The 22,131-nt window shown below is 72.0% G+C and carries 18 protein-coding genes and 2 pseudogenes; 4 read left to right on the top strand and 16 right to left on the bottom strand.

All coding sequences use genetic code 11. The features are described 5' to 3' along the window. Window positions 1-37: 37 nt before the first annotated feature. The 6 genes and pseudogenes from JOC24_RS27295 to JOC24_RS27270 form a co-directional block, all read right to left on the bottom strand. Window positions 38-844 carry a DUF1684 domain-containing protein gene (locus JOC24_RS27295; protein WP_205023063.1) on the bottom strand — a complete coding sequence of 269 codons (807 nt, stop codon included), beginning with the start codon at window positions 842-844 and terminating at the stop codon, window positions 38-40. A gap of 4 nt (window positions 845-848) precedes the next feature. After that, window positions 849-2,177, bottom strand: a pseudogene (locus JOC24_RS27290) (NtaA/DmoA family FMN-dependent monooxygenase). Continuing rightward, a pseudogene (locus JOC24_RS27285) lies at window positions 2,174-3,239 on the bottom strand (LLM class flavin-dependent oxidoreductase). Before JOC24_RS27285 ends, JOC24_RS27290 begins: the two co-directional pseudogenes overlap by 4 nt. Before the next feature lie 85 nt (window positions 3,240-3,324). Continuing rightward, on the bottom strand, window positions 3,325-5,166 hold the full coding sequence (locus JOC24_RS27280; RefSeq protein ID WP_205023062.1) for an FAD/NAD(P)-binding protein: 1,842 nt from the start codon (window positions 5,164-5,166) through the stop codon (window positions 3,325-3,327). Continuing rightward, window positions 5,163-6,029 (bottom strand): amino acid ABC transporter permease, encoded by an 867-nt coding sequence (locus tag JOC24_RS27275; protein ID WP_205023061.1) that lies wholly within the window; start codon window positions 6,027-6,029, stop codon window positions 5,163-5,165. The genes JOC24_RS27280 and JOC24_RS27275 overlap by 4 nt, the downstream gene beginning before the upstream one ends. A gap of 781 nt (window positions 6,030-6,810) precedes the next feature. Next, complete coding sequence (locus JOC24_RS27270) at window positions 6,811-8,037, bottom strand: DUF5685 family protein (RefSeq protein ID WP_205023060.1); 1,227 nt, start codon at window positions 8,035-8,037, stop codon at window positions 6,811-6,813. A 310-nt stretch (window positions 8,038-8,347) separates the two neighbouring features. Between JOC24_RS27270 and JOC24_RS27265 the strand changes: the two genes are divergently transcribed. Next, window positions 8,348-8,788: a cell division protein SepF gene (locus JOC24_RS27265; protein WP_205023059.1), complete on the top strand. Its 441-nt coding sequence runs from the start codon at window positions 8,348-8,350 to the stop codon at window positions 8,786-8,788. 21 nt (window positions 8,789-8,809) lie between these two features. On the opposite strand, the gene JOC24_RS27260 is transcribed toward JOC24_RS27265, so the two are convergent. Together JOC24_RS27260 and JOC24_RS27255 are read right to left on the bottom strand one after the other, a co-directional pair. Continuing rightward, window positions 8,810-10,042, bottom strand: coding sequence for an acyl-CoA dehydrogenase family protein (locus JOC24_RS27260; RefSeq protein ID WP_205023058.1), 1,233 nt, complete (start codon window positions 10,040-10,042; stop codon window positions 8,810-8,812). An 89-nt stretch (window positions 10,043-10,131) separates the two neighbouring features. Then, the gene (locus JOC24_RS27255) at window positions 10,132-11,865 is read right to left on the bottom strand and encodes an MFS transporter (RefSeq protein ID WP_205023057.1); all 1,734 of its coding nucleotides are present in this window, start codon (window positions 11,863-11,865) and stop codon (window positions 10,132-10,134) included. 492 nt (window positions 11,866-12,357) lie between these two features. Between JOC24_RS27255 and JOC24_RS27250 the strand changes: the two genes are divergently transcribed. Next, a complete protein-coding gene (locus JOC24_RS27250; protein WP_205023056.1) occupies window positions 12,358-13,395 on the top strand; it encodes a phosphatase PAP2 family protein in 1,038 nt (345 codons plus the stop codon). Window positions 13,396-13,480: 85 nt separating this feature from the next. Here the strand turns inward: JOC24_RS27250 and JOC24_RS27245 are convergent, their stop codons facing one another. Both JOC24_RS27245 and JOC24_RS27240 read right to left on the bottom strand, forming a co-directional pair. Further along, window positions 13,481-13,696 carry an I78 family peptidase inhibitor gene (locus JOC24_RS27245; RefSeq protein WP_205023055.1) on the bottom strand — a complete coding sequence of 72 codons (216 nt, stop codon included), beginning with the start codon at window positions 13,694-13,696 and terminating at the stop codon, window positions 13,481-13,483. Between the two features lie 429 nt (window positions 13,697-14,125). After that, window positions 14,126-15,406: a glycosyltransferase family 4 protein gene (locus JOC24_RS27240; protein ID WP_205023054.1), complete on the bottom strand. Its 1,281-nt coding sequence runs from the start codon at window positions 15,404-15,406 to the stop codon at window positions 14,126-14,128. A gap of 300 nt (window positions 15,407-15,706) precedes the next feature. Here JOC24_RS27240 and JOC24_RS27235 point away from each other — a divergent pair, with 300 nt between their 5' ends. Together JOC24_RS27235 and JOC24_RS27230 are read left to right on the top strand one after the other, a co-directional pair. Next, a complete protein-coding gene (locus JOC24_RS27235) occupies window positions 15,707-16,489 on the top strand; it encodes a hypothetical protein (RefSeq protein ID WP_205023053.1) in 783 nt (260 codons plus the stop codon). A gap of 137 nt (window positions 16,490-16,626) precedes the next feature. After that, window positions 16,627-16,932 carry a hypothetical protein gene (locus JOC24_RS27230; protein ID WP_205023052.1) on the top strand — a complete coding sequence of 102 codons (306 nt, stop codon included), beginning with the start codon at window positions 16,627-16,629 and terminating at the stop codon, window positions 16,930-16,932. A gap of 67 nt (window positions 16,933-16,999) precedes the next feature. On the opposite strand, the gene der is transcribed toward JOC24_RS27230, so the two are convergent. The 6 genes from der to JOC24_RS27200 form a co-directional block, all read right to left on the bottom strand. Beyond that, window positions 17,000-18,469, bottom strand: a complete 1,470-nt coding sequence (gene der, locus JOC24_RS27225) for a ribosome biogenesis GTPase Der (RefSeq protein WP_205023051.1) — start codon at window positions 18,467-18,469, stop codon at window positions 17,000-17,002. Window positions 18,470-18,532: 63 nt separating this feature from the next. Then, window positions 18,533-19,192 carry a lysophospholipid acyltransferase family protein gene (locus JOC24_RS27220; protein WP_205023050.1) on the bottom strand — a complete coding sequence of 220 codons (660 nt, stop codon included), beginning with the start codon at window positions 19,190-19,192 and terminating at the stop codon, window positions 18,533-18,535. Then, on the bottom strand, window positions 19,189-19,905 hold the full coding sequence (gene cmk, locus JOC24_RS27215) for a (d)CMP kinase (protein WP_205023049.1): 717 nt from the start codon (window positions 19,903-19,905) through the stop codon (window positions 19,189-19,191). The genes JOC24_RS27220 and cmk overlap by 4 nt, the downstream gene beginning before the upstream one ends. 114 nt (window positions 19,906-20,019) lie before the next feature. Continuing rightward, complete coding sequence (locus JOC24_RS27210; RefSeq protein ID WP_205023048.1) at window positions 20,020-21,105, bottom strand: prephenate dehydrogenase; 1,086 nt, start codon at window positions 21,103-21,105, stop codon at window positions 20,020-20,022. Then, entirely contained in the window at window positions 21,102-21,464 is a 363-nt protein-coding gene (gene aroH / locus JOC24_RS27205; protein WP_205023047.1) for a chorismate mutase, read from the bottom strand. The genes JOC24_RS27210 and aroH overlap by 4 nt, the downstream gene beginning before the upstream one ends. A gap of 35 nt (window positions 21,465-21,499) precedes the next feature. Beyond that, a complete protein-coding gene (locus JOC24_RS27200; RefSeq protein WP_205023046.1) occupies window positions 21,500-22,129 on the bottom strand; it encodes a TetR/AcrR family transcriptional regulator in 630 nt (209 codons plus the stop codon). Window positions 22,130-22,131: the final 2 nt, after the last annotated feature.

Here is a 22,131-nt window from a genome sequence, read left to right as displayed (position 1 = left end):
ACCGGTGTGCCGGCCCTCTCGTCGCGGGTGGGACGGATCAGCCGTCGATACGGTTCCGCTCCCCTGCCGGGACGGCCACCGTGAGGGTGTTGCCCGGCGGCGGGAAGGGGCAGATGAAGTGGTCGGCGAAGGCGCACGGCGGCAGCAAGGTGCGGTTGAAGTCGACCCGCACCCCGCCGTCGGCGTCGGGCGCCGGGGGCCGCAGGAAGCGGAAACGGTAACTGCTTTCCCCGCTGGTGGTGTCGGCGAAGACGGCCCAGAGCGAACCGTCGGGTTCGACCGCCACCTGGAGGGTGTGCTCGGCGCCGTCCACCGTGAAGGCGATCTCGCCCGAGAGCCCCAGCCCCCTCTCGCGCCCGTCGGCGTTCTCCACCCGGACGGTCCGGTCGGAGCCGTACGGCCGGAAGACCCCGTCCAGCGACCACGTCGGGTCGTACGGGGTGGCGTCGACGGTCCGGAACGCCTGGCGGGCCGGGGACTGCGGGTCGAAGTCCCGCACCGCCCACAGGCCCTCACGGCTCAGCACGACCAGCCGGCGCTCGCCCTGCGCCACCCTGGACGCGTCGATGGGGCCCCGGTCGGCGCCCAGGCGGACCTCTCCGGCCAGTGGTTCCGCGTCGACGGTCAGCCCGTCCTCGGGGGTGGCGGCGAGCACCACGTCGCCACCCTCCTCGCGCCACAGCCCGGGTACGGCCGGAATTCGCCCCTCCGGATGGTCCGCGAGCCAGTGGGTACCGGTGAGGGAGAGCGGGCCGTGCGGCGCGGCGACGGCGACGATCCGTCCCTCGTGCCAGCGCTGCCAGGCGTGGAACTCCTCGCTGTCCTGCTGTGCGTCCGTGCTCATGCGGTCAACCTTTCCATACCGGCTCGGTCAGCCCGAGGTGCGACCTCAGCGTGGAGCCGGTGTATTCCGAGCGGAAGGATCCGCGTTCCTGGAGGAGCGGGACGACCCGGTCGACGAAGTCGTCCAGTCCGCCCGGGGTGAGATGCGGTACGAGGATGAAGCCGTCGGCCGCGTCCTCGGCGACGAACTTCTCCAGTTCCGCGGCGACCGTCCCGGGGGAGCCGATGAAGGACTGCCGTGCCGTCGACTCGATGACCGTCTGGCGGATGGACAGCCCCTTGGCCTCGGAGAGCTCCCGCCACCTCGCGGCCACGGCCAGCGGGTCCGCGACCCGGACCCGGCCCTGCACCAGGCTCGATCCGGGGTCGGGGTCGACGGACGGCAGCGGCCCGTCGGGGTCGTACGAGGAGAGGTCGCGTCCCCAGACCTGTTCGAGGGCGAGGATCGCGTTCTGCGGGGAGACCTGCTGCCGGCGGATCCCGGCGGCGGTCTGCTGTGCCTCCTCGTCCGTCCCGCCCAGGACGACGGTGACCCCGGGCATGATCTTCAGGTCCCCCGGTTGCCTGCCGTACTTCGTGAGGCGCGCCTTGACGTCGGCGTAGAAGGTCCGGCCCGCCTCCAGGGTGCCGTGCCGGGTGAAGATGACGTCGGCGGTGGACGCCGCGAACTCGCGGCCCTCGTCGGCGTCCCCTGCCTGGATGACGACGGGGTGGCCCTGGGGCGAGCGGGGGACGGTGAACTACCCGGAGATCTCGAAGTGCTGCCCGGAGTGCGCGAACGGACGGGAGGTGCCGTCGGGCGTCCAGGAGTCCCACAGCTCACGTGCCGTGGAGACGAACTCGGCGGCGCGGGTGTAGGGGGTTCCCCCGGGTCGAGCGGAGCCGAGAGCTCGGGGGAGGTCGGCACGGTCGAGGTAGCCGCCGCGGCGGAAGTTCTCGCCGGTGAAGGCGTCCGACGAGGTCACCACGTTCCACGCGGCGCGGCCCTCGCTGAGGTGGTCGAGCGTGGCGAGGCGGCGGGCGAGCTCGTACGGCTCGTTGAAGGTCGCGTTGACCGTAGCGGCGAGCCCGAGGCGTTCGGTGACGGCTGCCAGCGCGTTGAGGACGGTGAGGGATTCGGGGCGGCCCACCACGTCGAGGTCGTGGATGCGGCCGTTGTGCTCGCGCAGCCGCAGCCCTTCCGCGAGGAAGAAGAAGTCGAACTTGCCCCGCTCGGCGGTCCTGGCCAGGTGTTCGAAGGAGCTGAAGTCGATCTGGCTCCGCGAGCGGGGATCGGCCCACACGGTGGTGCTGTTGACGCCCGGGAAGTGGGCGGCGAGGTGCATCTGCTTCATGACGTCGCCCCTGAGGTGCCCGCGAGCGTGTAGCGGTTGGCGGGGCGGCCGAGGCCGAGGTGCTCCCGGAGCGTGCCGCCCGGGTGGAAGGTGCGGAACAGACTGCGGTGCTGGAGCAGCGCCACGGTCCCGTTGACGATCCTCTCCAGATCGCGCTCCGGTGTGATGGGGGTGAGGTGGAAACCGTCCACGGCCCCGCCCCGGTGCCACTGTGTGATGACCTCGGCGAGGTCCACCGGGCCGCCCCGGAAGTAGGTCCCCCGCCCGGCGAGTTGCGGGCCGCTCCCGAGTCCGGGTTCCGGGGTGGTCTCGGCGTCCCCGAGGTCGACGGTGAGGGCGGCCAGGACCCGCAGGCCGTCGGGGTCGCGGCCGTGGGCCGCGGCGGAGCGGCGCAGCTCGCCGCGGAGCGCGGCGGCCTGTTCGGGTGACGTGGCCCGTATGTAGGCGACGTCGGCGTGCCGTGCGGCGGGCTCGCGGGCCGGGACGCTCGTGGCGTCGATGACGGTGACGGGCCGGCCCTGCGGCGGCCTCGGCACGATGGCCGGGCCGCGGACGGCCCTCGAAGTCGACGTAGTGGAGCTTGTCGCGGTCGACGAAGCGGCCGGTGGCCACGTCCCGGATCTCCGCGCCGTCCTCCCAGCTGTCCCACAGCCGCGCTCCGACGTCGGCGGCCTCCCCCGCCTCCTGCCACAGCGCGGTGGCGGGGGCGGCGGGGCGTCGGCCGAACAGCCGGGCCTCGGCCTCGGTCGTCGACACGTCGGCCTGCCAGCCGGCCCGGCCCTTGCTGACCCAGTCGAGGGTGGCGACGGCGGAGGAGACGTGGAAGGGCTCGGTGTGGGTGGTGGTGACGGTCGGCACGAGCCCGATCCGGTTGGTGGCGGGGGCGACGCGCGCGAGCACGGCGAGCGCGTCGGGGCCGGGGCGTGCGAAGGAGTCGTTCAGGGTGACGAAGTCGAGCGCTCCTCCTTCGGCGAGCCGGGCCAGCGCGATGTGGGAGGCGGCGTCGTAGCGTGGCGGGCCGCCGATCTCGGCGGCGAGGTGAAGTGGCCTGGTGGCGGACATGCGGGACCTCTCGGGGTCAGTTGGATCGCTGGTCAGCGACACGGTGGAGGTTCCTTCTGCGACAGGGGGCGGACAGGGGCCGTGCTCACGCGGTGAGGCGGTCCCGACAGGAGAGGTCGCGCAGGAAGGCGAGCGCCGTACGGGCGGTGGCGTCGTTCTGCCGGAAGGCCGGACCGCCGGTGCGCGGCCGGGTGAAGGCGCCGCTGGAGCGTGCGGTGGTGTAGGGGCCGAGGGCGAAGCGCCGCGGGTGGGGGCGGCCCTCACGGTCCAGGATCCGGCCGTCGGCGGGATCGACCGAGAGCAGACCCGCGTCGGTGCCGGCCGCACCGTCCTCGTACAGTCCGCTCAGCAGCGGGCTGCGGGACCTGCGCAGTGAGGGGGCGGGCAGCCTGGCCTCGACCAGGACGCGGGCTTCGGTGTACGTGCCGGGCACGGTGGCACTGCGGCCGCGGAAGACGCCCTGCTCCTCGTCGGCCTCGACGGTCATGTCTGCGCCGAGGAAGCGGACGACGCCGGCCTGCGAGAGGGCGAGGAGCTGGCGCAGTCTGGGGCCGGGCGGGCCGGAGGCGAGATGGCTGAAGAAGCCGTGCCACCCCTCGCCGATGTCACCCGAGCCCGTCAACTGTCCGTAGACGGAGAGCAGTCCGAGGAAGACGGCGAGGTCGGGGCTGTGCCGGGGGTCGTGCCGGCGTTCGAGGTCGGCGGTGATGTACGCGCGCAGTCCGTCCTGCAGGGCGTCGTACGAGGCATGGCGCACCCCGTCGAGCGGATGGTCGAGGGCGTCGAGGTCCAGCCGGTCGGCCGGGTCGGGGACCGCCGAGGCGACGAGGGCCGCGAGCTCGGGGCTGCCGGGTTCGGCCGCCGCGTACTTCTCCGCGAAGTCTCCCCGGTCCATGGCGGTGCGCCCGGGATGGGCGGTGAAGAGCCGGTGGTAGTGGGCGTGGCCCAGCTCCTTGGCGACCAGCGGCCACAGGTCGCGCCGGAAGTCCACGGGGCCGGGGATGCCGAGAACGTCGGCCACCTGGTCGGGGCCGAAGTGGTGGGGCAGGGGCGGCCGTTCGCCCTGCCAGGTGTAGCCGATCTTCGAGTGGTACGGGACGCCTCGCCGCGACCCGACGTGCAGGACGGGCTCCTTGCCGGAGGGGACGTAGGCCCCGTTCTCGTAGCGCCCGCCGCGCCCCTCGGTGAGCAGCACCATCAGGTCGATGAAGGCGAGGCCGAAGCCGCGCACGAGGACGGGTTCCCCCGCGGGCAGGACCGTCAGGTCGGTGTCGGCGGTGAAGTCGGGTGGCAGGTGGACCAGTTGGTGGCGCGTGGCGAAGGCGGTCAGCTCCTGCAGTTCCTCGTCCGGCCGGGCGTCGAGGTGGCCGACGGTCAGTACGACGAGATCGGCGACGAGCGGCTCGGGCCGTCCCTGGATCCGGACACGCTGCCGGCCGCCACGGGGTCCGGAGATACGCAGCGCGTAGCCGGTGTGTTCGTGGACGGTGATGCCGGGCGGGAGCGCGGCGAGCGTCTGTTCGTACACCCAGCGCAGATAGGCGCCCTGCAGCCTCCGGCTGGGGAAGTCGTGCTCGCCGAGGCGGTGTATCTCGCCCAGGACCGCGGGGTCGGCGGCGACGGCGGTCCGCCCTTCGCGGACGTCCGCGGCCCAGGTGTGCAGGGCGGGGCCCGGCCGGACCGGGCCGTCCAGCTGGACCGTGTCGTCGGTGAACATGGTGACGTCCTCGGCCATGGAGTTCATCCGGAGCAGCGGGGACTGCTCCTGCCGCCAGATGCGGCCGCCGCCGGGCGGGTACGGGTCGACGAGGTGGATGTCCAGGGGCCGGTCGCCGTACAGCTCGGCGGCGTTGGCGGCTATGCGTTCGACGACTCCGGTGCCGCGCGGTCCGCCTCCGATGACGACGAGCACGGGTGCGCCGGTCACCGTGCGCCCGCCGAGCCGCGTGCGTAGTGGCGTTCGACGTAGTACTGACCGATGGACAGGAGCGAGGTGACGGCCACGTACCAGAGGGTGGCGACCAGCAGCAGCGTGATGACCTCGTAGGTGCGGTGGTAGACGAGCTGCACGGAGTACAACAGGTCCTGCACGGCGATGACGCTGACGATCGAGGTGCCCTTCAGCGTCCCGATCAGCATGTTGCCGGCGGGTGGGACGATGGAACGCATGGCCTGCGGCAGCACGATCCGCCGGAGCCGGCGCCACGGTCCGAGGCCGAGGGACTGCGCTGCCTCCAGCTGTCCGCGCTCGACGGAGAGGATGCCGCCGCGGACCACTTCGGCGGCGTACGCGGCGTCGTGGAGCGTGAGCCCGATGACGGCGACGGCGACCGGACCGAGGAGGTTGACGGTGCTGACGCCGAGGATCTGCGGGTACAGGGCGCCGATGTTGAACCAGAAGAGCAGCTGGACCAGGATCGGTGTCGACCTGAACAGCCAGATGTAGCCCCAGCTCACCGCCTGGAGTACGCGGTTGCCGGAGAGCCTGAACACCGCGAGCAGGGTGCCGAGGGCGAAGCCGAGCACCATGACGAGGCCGGTGAGCCACAGGGTGAGGCCCAGGCCTCGCAGTACCGGGCCGGTCGTGAGGTGGTCACCGACGACGCCCCACTGGAAGGCGCCGTTGCGGACGACGGAGACCAGGGCCCCCGCGAGCAGGAGCAGGACGACAACGGCCGCGGCCCACTGGCCTGTCCGACGTACGGGGACGATGCGCGGGGCGGTGTTCTCGGCGCGTTCGCCCGGTGGGGCGGCAGGTGACGGGGCATGGATTTCTGTCTGCGCGGACATGCGAAGGCTCCGTGGATGCAGAGATCGAACACGGGGCGTGCCTTCGGTGCGTGACACAACGTGGACCGGGCCCCTCAGCGCCGGTCCGCTTCAGAGAAAAGCGCCACCCGACGCTGTTGTCAAGCGCGTCCACAGTGTGAGCCGTACGTCTCGCCTCGGTTGACGCGCAACCGGATGCCTGTTCCACTTGGGCCATGTATTCGCAGCTGTGGCTGGTCACCCGCTCCCACATCGACTTCGGTCGTGTGTGGTCCTGTTCCTGTTGAGCTGACCCCCCTGCGTCCTCGTTCTTCCCGCTCGCGCCCCTGTCGGTGTGCGAGTGGATGCCCTCGCGTCCCTTCGCGCACACAACACCGCTCGGCCCTCCCCTCGTCTCGCTGATCTCCCGCCGCGACGTCCCGTGCTGCCCAGGCACCGGGGTGCGGTCGACGAACCCGGAGAAACTCCGTCATGCCCTTCAAGTAGGGGACCCCGCTGGCGCCTGCCTTCCAGGCCGCGGTCAACAGCCTCGAGGCCGACGGGACATACGACCGCATCCTGAAGAAGTGGGCCCCGGACCCGGCAGACCGCTGCCTTCGCACTCATCACCGCGGCCACCCTCTCGCTCACCGTCTGCGGATCGGGTGACCCCGCACCTCCGAATCGGCGAACCGGACCTCGCAGATCTCCCCGCCGGAGATCAGGTGAGACCCGGGATCAGATGACACCCGGGATCAGGGACCGGTACTGACGTGAGACCCGGGGCCACGTCGGTATCCAGGTGCGACCGGCTGACGTACCTTCAGCAGTCGCAGCCGCAGTCGCAGCCGTCGCAGCAGCTGCAGCAGTTGCCGCAGCAGTTGCAGCCCTCCCCGCAGCCCTCGCACCAGTCGCAGCAGTCGTTCTTGTGGCAGAGCCCTTCGCGCTCCTGACCGCTCCAGGGGTCGTGGAAGCTGTTGGCGCAGCACAGCTGGCAGGTGCAGGCGAGCCCGGCCCAGACCAGACAGCCGGCGATGAGTCCACGCCGGTTGCGGGGCGGCTCGGGCGGAAGGGGCGGGCCCGCAGGGCCGCCGGGGGTCGGGGCGTACGGGTTGCCGGGGGTCGGGGCGTACGGGTTGCCGGGCGGCGGACCGAACGCCCCCGAGGGCTCTCCCTCCGGCTGGTGCGAGCACGCCGCGGAGCCGAAGGCCCGGTCCACGGAACGCCGCAGCTCGTGCACCAGGAGGACATGCGCCAGCGTGCTGTCGGTGAATTCCGCGTCCCGCATTGCGAGACGCACTCCGTGCAGGGCGTCATCGCACAGGCGGCGGGCCTCGACGAGCGGTGTACCGGTCGCGGTGAGCGGGTTCCACGCCCCCGACGCCGCGTCAGTTTCGCGGTCCTCCACGGCGTCCAGCAGATGGGCGAGCCGCCCGAAGAGCCGCCCGGCCTCGGCGAGCGGCGCGGCGTTCTGCGGCTTGCCCGCGAGGACGGCGGTGTGCGCGAAGGCCGCGGCCGTCGCCGTCTCGGTGGGTTCCGTGACCGTCAGCAGCGGGGTGCCGGGCCCCGCGAGGGACTCGATCCCGGTCTGCCGGTCGACGGCGTCGACCAGGAGCGCCGTGTCGAAGCCGAGCTCCGCCCCGGTGCGCGCCCCCGCCCTGTCCCAGCCCGCCGCGACCCGGCGCGCGGCGGCGGCCACCGGACGCCGCTTCAACAGCCCGTCACGGTCGGCCACATGGTCGCGCACCTTCGCGGACGCCAGCACGAGTGATACGGCGGCTGCCAGCCTGGCCCCCTCGCCGCGGGCGACCGGCGCCGTCCGCATCGAGCGCAGCGGGCAGGGCCCCGCGGTACGCCGCTGCTCCGCGGAGCGTTCGGCCTGAGCCTCCGTCAGGACCGAGACGATGAGGCCGTCGTAGTTCGTGACGACGCGTGCGAACTGGCCATGGTCCGCCCGAAGAGCGAGGCACAGCCCGCAGAGATGAGCCATCCACTCCGTCTTGAGCCCTTCGGTGAGCCGATGGGTACATGGCCTCACGATTCCGAACACAACGATCCCCCGGGAGCCGTTCGTCTGACGAGTAGCGCTCATGCGCCTGCGCGGCGTGCATCGTATCGAGCGATCCGTTCACCCGTACGCCCCCCATATCACCCGTACGGGCGGGCAGGATCATATTTTCGTTCCGCAACCCCCTAGATGCGGTAGGTACCCTGACGAATCGCCACATGTTCTGCACCAGTAGCGTTACGAATCGCCTGCGCGGCGGCTATCCCCTTGGCGCTGTATCCGCATCATGGACGACCATGGGGATAGGAAAGAGATACGGAACACCAACGAACCGCGGTGAGAGGAGGCGTCCATGGGATCGGTGCGCAAGGCGAGCGCCTGGCTGGGCCTCGTGGAGGACAACGACGAGCGGTACTACGATGACGAGTACTCCGAGGATGCGGAGACCGGCACGAATCAGCCATGGGTGACCGACCCGCGGGTCCAGGTCGCTTCCGAGAAGGCCGAGGACACGGGCCGCCGGATCGCCAGCGTCACCCCGGACAGCTTCCGGGACGCGCGCGCCATCGGTGAGCTCTTCCGGGACGGTGTGCCGGTGATCGTGAACCTCACCGCCATGGACCCGGGCGACGCCAAGCGCGTCGTGGACTTCGCCGCGGGGCTGATCTTCGGGCTGCACGGCTCGATCGAACGCGTGGCGACCCGGGTCTTCCTGCTGTCCCCGGCCCACACCCAGGTGGTCAACGGCGAAGCCGCCGGCCGGCCGGCCGACGGCTTCTTCAACCAGAGCTGAGCAGGGCGCTCGCCCGGAGGCCTACCGGAAGGCGTCCAGGCCGGTGAGCGCCTTGCCCAGCACCAGCTGGTGCATCTCCACGGTTCCCTCGTAGGTGAGCACCGACTCCAGATTCGTCGCGTGACGCATCACCGGGTATTCCAGCGAGATCCCGTTGGCGCCGAGAATCGTCCGCGAGGTGCGGCAGATCTCGATCGCCTCCCGCACGTTGTTGAGCTTTCCGAAGCTGACCTGTTCCGGGCGGATCGTGCCCGCGTCCATCCGGCGGCCCAGGTGGTGGGCGAGCAGGATGCCCTTGTGCAGCTCGAGCGCCATGTCCGCCAGCTTGGCCTGGGTGAGCTGGAATCCGCCGATGGGCCTGCCGAACTGCTCCCGGGACCTGGCGTAGTCCAGAGCGGCGTCGAAGCTCGCCCGAGCCGCGCCCATGGCCCCCCAGACGATCCCGTAGCGGGCGTGGCTGAGGCAGCTGAGCGGGCCGCGAAGCCCGGTGGCCCCGGGCAGGACCGCGTCGGCGGGCAGCCGTACGCCGTCGAGGACCAGCTCGCTGGTGACGGAGGCGCGCAGCGACCACTTGTGCCTGATCTCGGGTGCGGAGAAGCCAGGACTGTCCGTCGGCACGACGAAGCCGCGGATTCCCGAGCCGCCGCCCTCCTCGTCTGTCTGCGCCCACACGACGGCGACCCCGGCCACCGACCCGTTGGTGATCCACATCTTGCGGCCGGTGAGGATCCAGTCCTCGCCGTCCCTCCTGGCGTGGGTCCGCATCCCCGCCGGGTCGGAGCCGTGATCCGGCTCGGTGAGGCCGAAGCAGCCGATGGTCTCGCCGGCCGCCATGCCGGGCAGCCAACGCTCCTTCTGCTCCTCGGAACCGAAGCGGTGGATCGCGTACATGGCCAGGGAGCCCTGGACCGAGACCAGGGAGCGGATGCCGGAGTCCGCGGCCTCCAGCTCCAGACAGGCCAGGCCGTACTGGACGGCGCTCGCTCCCGCGCAGCCGTATCCCTCCAGGGACATGCCCAGCGCGCCGAGCGAGCCCAGTTCGCGGGCCAGCTCGCGGATGCCGGGCAGCTCGCCGTTCTCGTACCACTCGGCGATGTGCGGCAGGACCCGGTCGGTGGCCCACGTACGGACGGTGTCGCGGATCGCGAGGTCCTCGGGGTCGAGGAGGTCGTCGATGCCGAGGGGGTCACCCGGGTCGAACGGCTGCCGCCTCGACGGCTCCGACGGCCTGGACGGGTTCGCGGTGGTGGACATGGGTGCCTCCGGCGGCTCGCACGGTACAGAAACGCGCCACGGTACTAAAACTAGCAGTGGTAGTTACGGCGCCGTGCCGACGTTACGGCTCAGCGTGCCGCCCGTCCAGAGCCCGTGGCCTCGGCGGGTTCGCGCCGGCCGGGAAGGGAAACCCCGCGTCCCTGGGCGTCCGGCGCCGGGGCCGGGCGGGCCTCCCGGTGGGGCGGGGAGCCGGCGGTTTCGCGCCCCGTGGCCTGTTCCGGCACGGTGGCCGCGGGCTCCCGGCAGGCGTCCTCGACGTCGGGACAGTCCATGACGCGCGGCAGGCGCAGCGCCGCCAGCGCCCCGAGCAGCAGCAGCCCCGCACTGACCAGCAGCGTGATGTGAAGACCGTCGACGAAGGCGTGCCGGGCCGTGTTCCGCAGCAGGTCCCCCATGGGGCCGCCCAGCCGGCCGGCCACCTGGTAGGCCTCGCCCAGCGAACGCGACGCGGCCGATCCCGCGGCGGCGGGCACGCCCTCCTCGTGGAGCCGGGAGAGCCCGGGGGCGTAGGCCGCGTTCATGACGCTGCCGAGCAGTGCGATCCCCAGGCCCGCGCCCAGCTGGTAGGAGGTCTCACCGATCGCGGCGGCGCCTCCCGCCCGCTCGGCGGGGACCTCGCTCAGCATCGATTCGTACGCCCCGAAGAGGGTGGACTGCAGCCCGAAGCCCAGCAGCACGAAGCCGACGGTGAGCAGCACGGGCCGGTCGTGCTGGCCCATCAGGGTCAGCAGGAGCACCGAGGCCGCCGTGAGCACGAAGCCCCAGCCGACCATCCGGCGGGGACCGACACGGCTCAGGGTGTACGAACCCGTGGCGCCGGCCGCCATGGCGGCGAAGGTCAGCGGCAGCAGCCGCAGACCGGTCTCCAGGGGACTCAGGTCCAGGACCAGCTGGAGGTACTGGACCGCGATCAGCTCCAGGCCGACCAGGGCCAGCATGGCGAGCACGATGCAGCCGACCGCGGTGGTGAAGGCGGGCCGGGAGAACATCGCCATGTCGATCAGCGGGTGCCTGCGCCGCTTCTGCCTGCGGACGAAGAGGACGAGCAGCGCGGCCCCGGCGAGCAGCGGGGCGAGGGTGGCGGGGTTCAGCAGCCCCTCTCCGCCACCGATCCGCTTGATGCCGAGGACGACTCCGAGCACGCCTGCCGCGGCCATCAGGGCGCCGAGCACGTCCCAGGGGCCTTCGCTGTCGCCGCGGGACTCGGGCAGCAGCCATCTCCCGGCCGGGAGTATCAGCGCCATGAGCGGGACGTTGATGAGGAAGACGGAACCCCACCAGTAGTGCTCGACGAGGAAGCCGCCGACGACCGGCCCTGCCGCGGCGCCGACCGCGGCGACCGCGGTCCACATGCCGATGGCCAGGGCGCGCTCCCGGCGGTCGGGGAAGACCTGGCGGAGTATCGACAGCGTGGCCGGCATGATCATCGCGCCGCCCACACCGAGCAGGGCACGCGCCACGATCAGCACACCGGGCGAATCGGCCGTCGCGGCGAGTGCGGAGGCGGCCCCGAAGAGCGCGTAACCGAAGAGGAGGACGCGCCGTCGGCCGATCCGGTCACCGAGCGTGCCGAAGAGGATCAGCAGGGAGGCGCAGACCAACGGGTAGGCGTCCACGATCCACAGCAAGCCGACGGCGCTGGGCCTGAGGTCCTCGGTGACGGCGGGGACGGCGACGTGCAGCACGGTCGCGTCGAGCGCCACGAGCAGGAGACTGAGGCAGAGGACGATCAGGACGACCCAGCGGTTGGCACCGTCGGCTGCTCCGCGCAGCCTGCTCACGGCCGTGGACGTCCCGGTCATGTACGTACCTCCCACACTGAGTCCCTCGCGCTCGGCAGACCTCCGGGGATCCGGCTCACGGCGCGCCCCCGGGCCCGGCATCGACGGGCGAGTGAGCCGTCAGCGTACGCGAGTTCCAGGTGGTCACGCGTGGCGCAGCTCATACGTTCACGAGCCACCGGGTGTGGCGTACACCACTTCACCGTCCACGTGCGGTCCGCACGCGTGGTGACCCCCGGACCGCCGCACGGGCGCCACGGCGACGCGCCCGCCGACGGCCGACGGCCCCCCTCCGAATGGCCTCACCACTTCGCGGCGCCGCCACAGTGCGTCATTTCATCGAGCCTCAAACATTTCTACGAATAGCGACCGGAACGAATATCCGATCGATCGCATCCATTCCCCGGGACACGGGGAATGGATGCGCGTCTGAGACAAAGTCCACATCACATCGTCATCACAAAGACGCGGGATCGGCCGGATCACACACTCACTCGCTGTAACGTCCATTGCGTGCGTACCGACATCTTTGCCCGTCTGGACCGGGAGCCGGAACCGCCGAAGATAGAGACCCCGCGGATGAGCCGTCACCGCATCGCTCTCTTCGGCGGGACTTTGGCGTTCTATCTCGCCATCGTCCTTGCCGTGCTGGTCTCGTCCTGGCTGGTGGCCCTCGACTGGAAGGTCATGCTGTTCCGCCCGTACCAGCAGTGGCCGGAACTCCACGCCTTCCTCGACTACTACGTCGTGCTCGGCCAGCGTGGCCCCACCGCCGTGATGGTCGCCGCCTGGCTCGGCTGGCGCTCGTGGCGCCAGCACACGCTGCGCCCGCTGCTCACGCTGGGCGCCTCCCTGCTGCTGCTCAACCTCTCGGTGGGCGCGGTCAAGCTCGGCCTGGGGCGGCTCGGCCCGCACTACGCCACCGAGATCGGCTCCGCGGAGCTCTTCGCCGGCGGCGATATATTTCCTTCGGGACACACCGCCAACGCCGTGGTGACCTGGGGAATCCTCGCCTATCTGGCCACCACCCCACGCGCCAGGCGCTATCTCTCGGCCCTGTCCGCGTTCGTCTCCCTGGGCGTGGGGCTCACCACCGTCTACATCGGCACCCACTGGCTCAGCGACGTCCTGCTGGGCTGGGCGGCCGGCCTGCTGATCCTGCTGGCACTGCCCTGGTTCGAGCCGCTGATCACACGTACCGAGGTCCTCGTCCTCTCGGTGCGCGAGCAGTGGCGGGCCCGCCGCCGGCTCAGGAAGTCCGCTCCCGCGGCTCCTGAGGCTCCTGCGGCGCCGGAGCCGGTCATGCTGCACCAGGCGCTGGGGGCGGGCGCGGAGGGCCCCCGGAGTGCCGCGGACCGAGGACCGGCGCCCGGGACGGCGGGACCGGCGGGTCATCCGGGTACGGCTGCCAGGACCCGGGCGCACCCCGTCCGGGCGGAGCGGCCGCCGCTGACGCCGGGCGGCTCGCGCCGACCGCCGCACGCCGACCGCTCACCGCGGAACAGCGCGGGCCCGCCCCGCCCGGTGGCGGGCGGTCCGGTCGCCCCCTGACCTGCGGGAACGGACAACACCGTCCATCCCCCCACGAGCGAAGGCCCCGACTCCCGTCGGGGCCTTCGCTCGTGGGGGGCCGGGTTCAGCCGACCCAGCAGCGGGTCACGGTCGAGGCGTCCACCTCGAAGTTGATGCGTCCGCCACGGAACTCCATGGTGATGACGGTGCCGGGCGGGAGAGCCCGGACCGTGCTCCAGCCACGCGCTCTGGCCTGCCGTTCGGCGGTCTCGGCGTCGAGGCCGACGTAGGACTCGGGGGCGTCGTCCGGCTGGGCGGAAGGGGTCGGTACAGATGCCATACCTCTCACCGTAGGCCGCCCGGCGCCGTGGCGGAAGCGGTCGTGCCCGCGGGTCCGGTGCATCTGCGTGTACCTCGGCGGTCACGCTTGTGTCACAGGATCCCCACGGGCGTATACGCCCGACGACTTCACCCGAACGGCGGTCCGGCGGCACGCGAGCCGAATTCCGTGGCACCCGCCCGATATCCCCCGCGGGGTCCCCGGAGGGAATTACGGAAGAGTGGCGACTGCGCGCCATCCGCTTTTCCGTGCTTCCCGCGAAGGGGAATCCACGGGCGCGCCACCTGGAATTAACCTGCTCTTATGCGGGCCTTACTTTCCGGAACCCCGCGCCCGCAGGTCCCCGTCGGAGAGGCCCCGGACCGTCACGCCATCCGGAATACAGCGGTCCGGGATACGGTGCCCGGACCTCGGTCCGGGCACCCCGCGTCAGGCCCGGCCCCGGCGGATCACCCCCGCCGCCTTGTCACGCACCGCGTACGCGCCGTCCAGGACACCGCCCCTGGAACGGTGGAACGCGGTGCGCAGCACACCCCTCGATCCCTTTCCCGCACTGCGGGCGGCGAGCTCGGTGAAGAGCTTCTCGTGCCGCTCGGCGATCGGCGCCGGATCGAACCGTGCGGCGGAGGCCAGGGCGGCCCGGCCCATCCGGTGCCGCAGGGCGTCGTCGTCGATCAGGCCGAGCAGGGCCTTCGCGAAGGCACCGGTGTCCCCCAGCGGCACCAGCCGCCCGTCCGTACCGTCGTCGATGATCTCGGCGGGTCCGTGCGGGCAGTCGGTCGCCACGACCGGCACCCCGCAGCGCATCGCCTCCACGATGGTCATGCCGAACGACTCCCGCTCGGAGGTGACTGCCGCGATTGAGTGCTTGGGCCACTCCGCCTCCATCGGGGCGACCGATCCCATGAGGAGCACCCGCTCCCGGAGCCCCAGCTCGTCGACGAGCGCACGCAGGGCCTGCTGCTCGTTGCCTGACGCGTCCCCGGCGCCGTAGATCCTCAGCCGCCACTCGGGACGCACCGCCGCGATCCGGGCGAAGGCCCGGATCAGTACGTCGTACCGCTTGACCCGGTGCAGCCGGCCCGCCGCCACGATCCACTTGGCGTCGCCGTCGGCGGGCGGGCCGGCGGGCTCCGGCACGCTGTTCGGGATGGCCTCGATCCGCACCCCGGGCAGCCGCAGCCTGGCGCGGTAGTCCCGGGCGTCGGCCTCGGTGACGGTCGTGACGGCGTCGAGCAGGCCGTACCGGTGGCTTATCTCCCGGCGCAGCCGGTAGCCGTGGCTCTCCAGGGTCAGGTGCTCCTGGCCGACACGGACCGGTCCGCGCCGCGCCTGCCGGCTGATGTGGACGTTGAGACCGGGACGCGTACCGACGACGACGTCGGCCTCCAGCGCGCCCAGACAGGCCTCGATGCGGCTGTCGGTGAGCCTGCTGTACTGGCGGTGCCTGCTGTCGCCGCGCGGGAACACGGACGCGGGCCTGGCGTGGTCGGCCGCCGCCCCGTCGTATCCCGGGCTCGACTTGCGCAGGTCGAGGAGGTGGCTCATCCGTACGCCGGCGGGTGCCCCCAGCTTCGGGTCGTCACGGTGCCGGAAGACGGAGACGATCTCGACGTCGTGCTGCTCGGCCAGGGTCCCGGCGAGCGTGAAGGTGGTACGGATCGTTCCCCCGATGCCGTACGCGTTGTGGAGCAGAAATGAAATGTGCATTACGTAGTCGTTTCCCCTGTTCGACTGGTCTGCAACGGACCTTACGCGGCGTCAGGAGACGGCACAGCATTCGAACAGGAGTCGCACAAACCCGTGACATTTCGAACGGCCGACCGTGCATCAGGGGCCCTTACGCGGAATGTTCGGCTCCGAATCACCTGCGCGTTCTTCAGGTCCGCAGGCCCGCCGACTCCGGCGCTTAATCTCCCGTTTCGCGCGTGACCCCGGCGCCGGGTCTTCCGTTGTCTCTTCATGAGCCGGGAACCGCCCGGCCCACGCACCGAGTTCGAGGAGCCACCCGTGCCGCGCATGCTCGACGTCAGCGAGGACGTACGCGCCGAGATCGGCGATGCCGAAGCCGACCGGCTGCTCGTCGGCGACAGTGCCCCAGGCAGTTACGACTGCACCTCGTGCCGCACCCCCGGCGACTCCGGCCAGGAGCGCACCAGCACGGTGCTCTTCGTCGGCGACGAGACCGCCGTGCTCGCCTTCGCCCATGCGACCTGCATCCCCTCGCAGGTCGTACAGGTCGCGGAGGACCAGCTCCAGGGCGCCGTGCGGTCCATCACCGGCAGCGAGCCGGAGAATCCGGAGGGCCTCATGCCCGAACAGGCCGTCCTCGGCATCACCAGCGGTCTCGTCCTGATCGAGGACGACCTCCGTCCGGCCCTGGTCGTCGAGCCCACCGGGCCGATCGCCCGGCCCGGCACCGACGGCAGCGGCGGCGACCAGTTCCTCCAACTCCTGCTGGAACAGGGTTTCCTGCCCACGCCGCATCTGAACCGGCTGCCGGGTGTCCTCCCCGGCTGGTCGGTCCTCCTGGCCATGGGCCAGCTGCACGCCGTGCTGCAGCCGGGCGCCGGCGGCGGCAGCCCGGTCGCCTGGTGGCAGGCCCACCAGCCGCTCCAGGTCACCGAGGGCTGGCGGACGGCCGCCAACAAGTCGCACAGCGTGCTGGTCTTCGCCGCGCCGGCCGGTTCCATCGGTCAGCAGCCGCGCGAGGACCTGCTCCGTGACGCGCTGGACAAGGCCGCGGTCAACGGCCTCCTGGTCGCCGCGACGATGCCGCTCGCCGGTACCTGACCGTGCCGGTCCTGCCCTCCCCCGCACGCCGAACAGCGTTTTCTCCGCCCGGCCCGCATCCGACGGGCGGTGAGGTCGTTGGCACCTACGTGCACTCATACGACCCTCCTCGCCAGCAGCAGACCCCGATTCCGGCCATGCGCCCGTCGCAGGACCCCTCGGGCGGCAAGTCCCCGACCCCGATCTACGACGCCCTGTACTCCGAGTACAGGCGATCGTTCCGGGCGCTTCCCGGGGATCGCACCGGTGAGGAGAATCTCGGCTTCAGGACCTTCGGCATCGGGATGTTCGGCAGCCGTGCACCGCTGAACAGACGTTCGGCGGCGAACGCTCAGGGAAGCCAGGGCGCGGGCGGCGGGAACCCCGGTTCCTGGCAGCGGGTCGGCCGGCATGCCGGCCCCGCCCGGCCCGCGGCGTTGCCCCCCGGGTCCACGGACGCCTGAACGGCACGGCGAAGCCCCGGGCCCCCCGCTCCGCGCGGGTGGTCCGGGGCTTCGCCGTGCCGTACTCCTACTTCTTGCGGCCGCGCTTCTCGCGCACCCGCACCGAGATGTGCAGCGGAGTGCCCTCGAAGCCGAACTCCTCGCGCAGACGGCGTTCGACGAAGCGGCGGTAGCCGTGCTCCAGGAAGCCGGACGAGAAGAGGACGAACCGCGGCGGCTTGGTGCCCGCCTGGGTGCCGAAGAGGATGCGGGGCTGCTTCCCGCCTCGGACCGGGTGCGGGTGGGAGGCGACGATCTCACCGAGGAAGGCGTTCAGCCTGCCGGTCGGGACGCGGGTCTCCCAGCCCTCGATCGCGGTCTCGATCGCCGGTACCAGCTTCTCCATGTGCCGGCCGGTGACGGCCGAGACGTTGACGCGCGGGGCCCAGGCGACCTGCGCGAGCTCCGTGTCGATCTCGCGCTCGAGGTAGTAGCGGCGCTCCTCGTCGAGGGTGTCCCACTTGTTGAAGGCGATCACGATGGCACGGCCCGCCTCCACGGCCATGGTGACGATCCGCTGGTCCTGCACGCTGATGGACTCGCTCGAGTCGATCAGGATGACGGCGACCTCCGCCTTCTCCACCGCGGCCGCGGTGCGCAGCGAGGCGTAGTAGTCCGCGCCCTCCTGGAGGTGGACCTTACGGCGGATGCCGGCCGTGTCGATGAACTTCCAGGTGATGCCGCCGAGCTTGATCAGCTCGTCGACCGGGTCGCGGGTGGTCCCGGCCAGGGCGTTGACGACGACGCGGTCCTCGCCGGCGACCTTGTTCAGCAGGGAGGACTTGCCGACGTTGGGGCGGCCGATGAGCGCGATGCGGCGCGGGCCGCCCAGCGCGGTGCCGAAGGTCTGGGCCGGGGCCTCGGGCAGCGCCTCCAGGACGGCGTCCAGCATGTCGCCGGTGCCGCGGCCGTGCAGGGAGGAGACCGGGTGCGGCTCACCGAGGCCGAGCGACCAGAGCGCGGTGGCGTCGGCCTCCCCGCTCTGCCCGTCGACCTTGTTGGCGCAGAGGACCACGGGCTTGCCCGCGCGGCGCAGCAGCTTGACGACGGCCTCGTCGGTGTCGGTGGCGCCGACGGTGGCGTCGACCACGAAGACGACCGCGTCGGCCGTCTCGATGGCGTATTCGGCCTGAGCGGCGACGGAGGCGTCGAGGCCCAGCACGTCCTGCTCCCAGCCGCCGGTGTCGACGACCTTGAAGCGGCGGCCGGCCCACTCGGCCTCGTAGCTGACACGGTCACGGGTGACGCCGGGCTTGTCCTGGACGACGGCTTCGCGGCGGCCGATGATCCGGTTCACCAGGGTCGACTTGCCGACGTTGGGGCGGCCGACGACGGCGAGCACGGGAAGCGGTCCGTGACCGGCCTCACCGATCGCGCCCTCCACCTCCTCGGGGTCGAACCCCTCCTGCGCGGCGAGCTCCATGAACTCCGCGTACTCGGCATCGCCAAGTGCTCCGTGCTCGTGGTCCGAGCCGCCGGAGTGAATCTGGTCGTTCATGAAGTCCGTTCCTCTTTGCATCATCATCGATGGGCCACGATGGCGCGGCCCACTACTCAAGTGTCACAGGCGTCCGGTGAGACGCCTGGCGTTCGCCAGGTGGGCGGTCAGCTCGCCCTGGATGCGCAGCGTCGCCTCGTCCAGCGCCTTCCTGGTGCGCCGCCCGCTGCCGTCACCGGCCTGGAAGGCGTCGCCGAAGACGACGTCGACCCGGCTGCGCAGCGGAGGGAGGGCCGAGACCAGCCGTCCACGGCGCTCGGTACTCCCCAGGACCGCGACGGGGACGATCGGCGCCCCGCCGCGCACCGCGAAGTACGCGAGCCCGGCGCGGAGGGAGGCGAAGTCTCCCTCACCCCTGGTGCCCTCGGGGAAGATCCCGAGGACCCCGCCGTCGCCCAGCACGCCCAGTGCCTGCGTGATGGCGTTGCGGTCGACGGTCGTACGGTCCACCTTCAGCTGCCCGATTCCTCGCAGGAACGGGTCGAGGGGGCCGACGAACGCCTCCTTCTTGATCAGGAAGTGGACGGGCCTGGGCGCCGTACCCATCAGCATCGGCCCGTCGAGGTTGTGCGCGTGGTTCACCGCGAGTATGACGGGTCCGGTGGTGGGGACGCGCCACGCGCCGAGCACACGAGGTCTGAACAGCCCGTACATGAGCCCGATGCCGATCCCGCGCCCGACGGCCGCTCCGCGCAGCGTCGGCGCGGCGGTGGCTTCGGTCACTTCGCGGCCTGCTTCTCCCCGACGAGGGTGACGACGCACTCGATGACCTGCGCGAGGGTCAGGTCGGTGGTGTCCACCTCGACGGCGTCACCGGCCTTGGCCAGCGGCGAGGTCTTGCGGCCCGAGTCGGCGGCGTCCCGCTTGATCAGCGCCTCCCTGGTGGCGGCCAGGTCGGAGCCCTTGACCTCACCGCTGCGGCGTGCGGCGCGCGCCTCCGGGGACGCGGTCAGGAAGATCTTGATGTCGGCGTCGGGCAGCACCGTGGTGCCGATGTCGCGGCCCTCGACGACGATGCCCCGCCCGGCCTCCCTGGCGATGGTGCGCTGCAGCTCGGTGATCAGGGCGCGCACCTCGGGCACCGCGCTGACGGCGCTGACCTTGGAGGTGACCTCCTGGGTACGGATCGGGCCGGAGGCGTCCTCGCCGTCGACGGTGATCGTCGGGGCGGTGGGGTCCGTGCCGGAGACGATGACCGGCTTGGCGGCGGCGGTGGCGATCTCGGCGGCGTTCGCCACGTCGATGCCGTTGTCCAGCATCCACCACGTGATCGCCCGGTACTGGGCGCCGGTGTCCAGGTAGCTCAGGCCGAGCTGGGCGGCGACGGCCTTGGAGGTGCTCGACTTGCCTGTGCCGGAGGGGCCGTCGATGGCGACGATCACTGGGGCCGGGGCGGTCCGGGCGGCGGCGCTTACGGTTTCCACGGTGGTGGACACCTTCCTGGTACACGGGGGCGGGCGGAGCGGGGCCACGGGACGGCCTCCCCCAAGGTTACCGAGTGCGCGAAGCGTCTTTGCACCCCTGTCGCCGGGGCCCGCCCCGGCGGCCCGTCACGGGCGGATCGACCAGCCCCGGTCGCTGAGGGCCGCGCTCAGTGCGGGTGCGGCACTCGGCTCGACCATCAACTGGACCAGACCGGCCTGCTGCCCGGTGGCGTGCTCGATGCGCACGTCCTCGATGTTGACCCCCGCCCGCCCCGCGTCGGCGAAGATCGCCGCGAGCTCGCCGGGCCGGTCGCTGATGAGTACGGCGACCATCTCGTACGCCGCCGGGGCGGCACCGTGCTTGCCGGGGACCCTGACACGGCCGGCGTTCCCGCGGCGCAGGACGTCCTCGATGCCCTCGGTGCCCGTACGGCGCTCGTCCTCGTCGGCGGACTGCAGGCCGCGCAGCGCCCGGACCGTCTCGTCCAGGTCGGCGGCGACGCCCGCCAGCACGTCGGCGACGGGGCCGGGGTTGGCGGAGAGGATCTCCACCCACATCCGGGGGTCGGAGGCCGCGATGCGGGTGACGTCCCTGATTCCCTGCCCGCACAGGCGCACCGCGGTCTCGTCGGCCTCCTCCAGACGGGCCGCGACCATCGAGGAGATCAGCTGCGGGGTGTGGGAGACCAGGGCGACGGCGCGGTCGTGGGCGTCGGCGTCCATGACGACCGGGACGGCCCTGCAGAGCGCGACCAGCTCCAGGGCCAGGTTGAGGACCTCGGTGTCGGTGTCCCGGGTCGGCGTCAGCACCCAGGGACGGCCCTCGAAGAGGTCGGCGGTGGCCGCGAGCGGGCCGGAGCGTTCCTTCCCTGCCATCGGGTGCGTGCCGATGTACGGCGCGAGGTCGACGCCGAGCGCCTCCAGCTCACGGCGCGGGCCGCCCTTGACGCTGGCGACGTCGAGGTAGGCGCGGGCCACCCCGTCACGCATGACCGCGGCGAGCACGGACGCGGTGTGGGCGGGCGGGACGGCGACGACCGCGAGGTCGACGGGCCCTTCGGGAGCCTCGTCCGTACCCGCGCCCAGTGCGGCGGCGGTGTGGGCCGAGGACGGGTCACGGTCGACGAGGTGCACCTGCACGCCACGCCCCGCGAGGGCGAGGGCGGCGGAGGTGCCGACCAGGCCGGTTCCGATGACGAGGGCGGTTCTCACTGGGCGATGTCCTTGCGGAGGGCGCCGGTGGCGCCGAGGTAGACGTGGCTGATCTCTGCCTTCGAGAGACAGGTCTCCACATGGGCCATTATGCGGACCACCCGGGGCATGGCCCCGGCGATGTCGAGTTCCTGGGCGCAGATCAGCGGTACGTCGACGATGCCGAGGCCCCGGGCGGCGGCCGCGGGGAAGTCGCTGTGCAGGTCGGGGGTGGCCGTGAACCACACGCTGATCAGGTCGTCCGCGACGATCTGGTTGCGCTCCAGGAGAGCGGTGAGCAGTTCGCTCACCCGCTCGCCCATGTGACCGGCTTCGTCCCGCTCCAGCTGGACGGCTCCACGAACTGCCCGTACCGCCACGTCGTACCCCTCGTTCCCTCGTTCCGCGTGCTCGTTCAGCCTAGAGGTGCGGAGGGGCCGGTGGTCACCGTGCCCTGTCCGTGAGACGCGGCGGCGGCGTGCACGGCGAGGAGCGTGCGCCAGATCCGCCCGGCGAGCTGCTCCGGGGTAGCGTCGGTACGGTCGTGGACCCAGTCGGCGAGCATCCCGGTGAAGAGCCCCGCGACGGCGCTCGCGGTCAGGTCGTGACCGCTCCCGGCCGGCCTGCGCCGGCGCAGCTCCTCAAGGCTGTACTGCCGGAGCTCCTGGTGCAGCAGTTCCCCGAGGGGGCCGCCGCCGGGCCCGAGCAGGCTCCGGTAGACCTCGGCCCGGCCGCGGATCCCACGGAGCAGGGCGGCGAGCTCCTCCGGCGGTGCGTCCGGGCCGGGCGGTGTGCGGCCCCAGGCGTGCAGGGCCTCGACGGCCTCCCGTACGACGTCGGCGCAGGCGTCCACGGCCAGGGCGCGCAGATCGTCGTAGTGCAGGTACAGGGTGGCGCGCCCGACACCGGCCCGGCGCGCCACGTCCGCCACGCCGATCCGGTCCAGCGGCCGCTCCGCGCAGGCCTCCAGCAGCGCCTCGCGGAGCCTGCCGCGGGTGCGCGCGGTGCGCGGGTCGCCGCTGCCGTCCGTCACCGCGGGCGTCATGC

Source organism: Streptomyces sp. HB132, from assembly GCF_016909575.1.
In the GTDB taxonomy this organism is placed as follows: domain Bacteria; phylum Actinomycetota; class Actinomycetes; order Streptomycetales; family Streptomycetaceae; genus Streptomyces.
The sequence above is the reverse complement of the archived record's forward strand: the minus strand, read 5'-3'. Positions and strand labels throughout refer to the sequence as shown.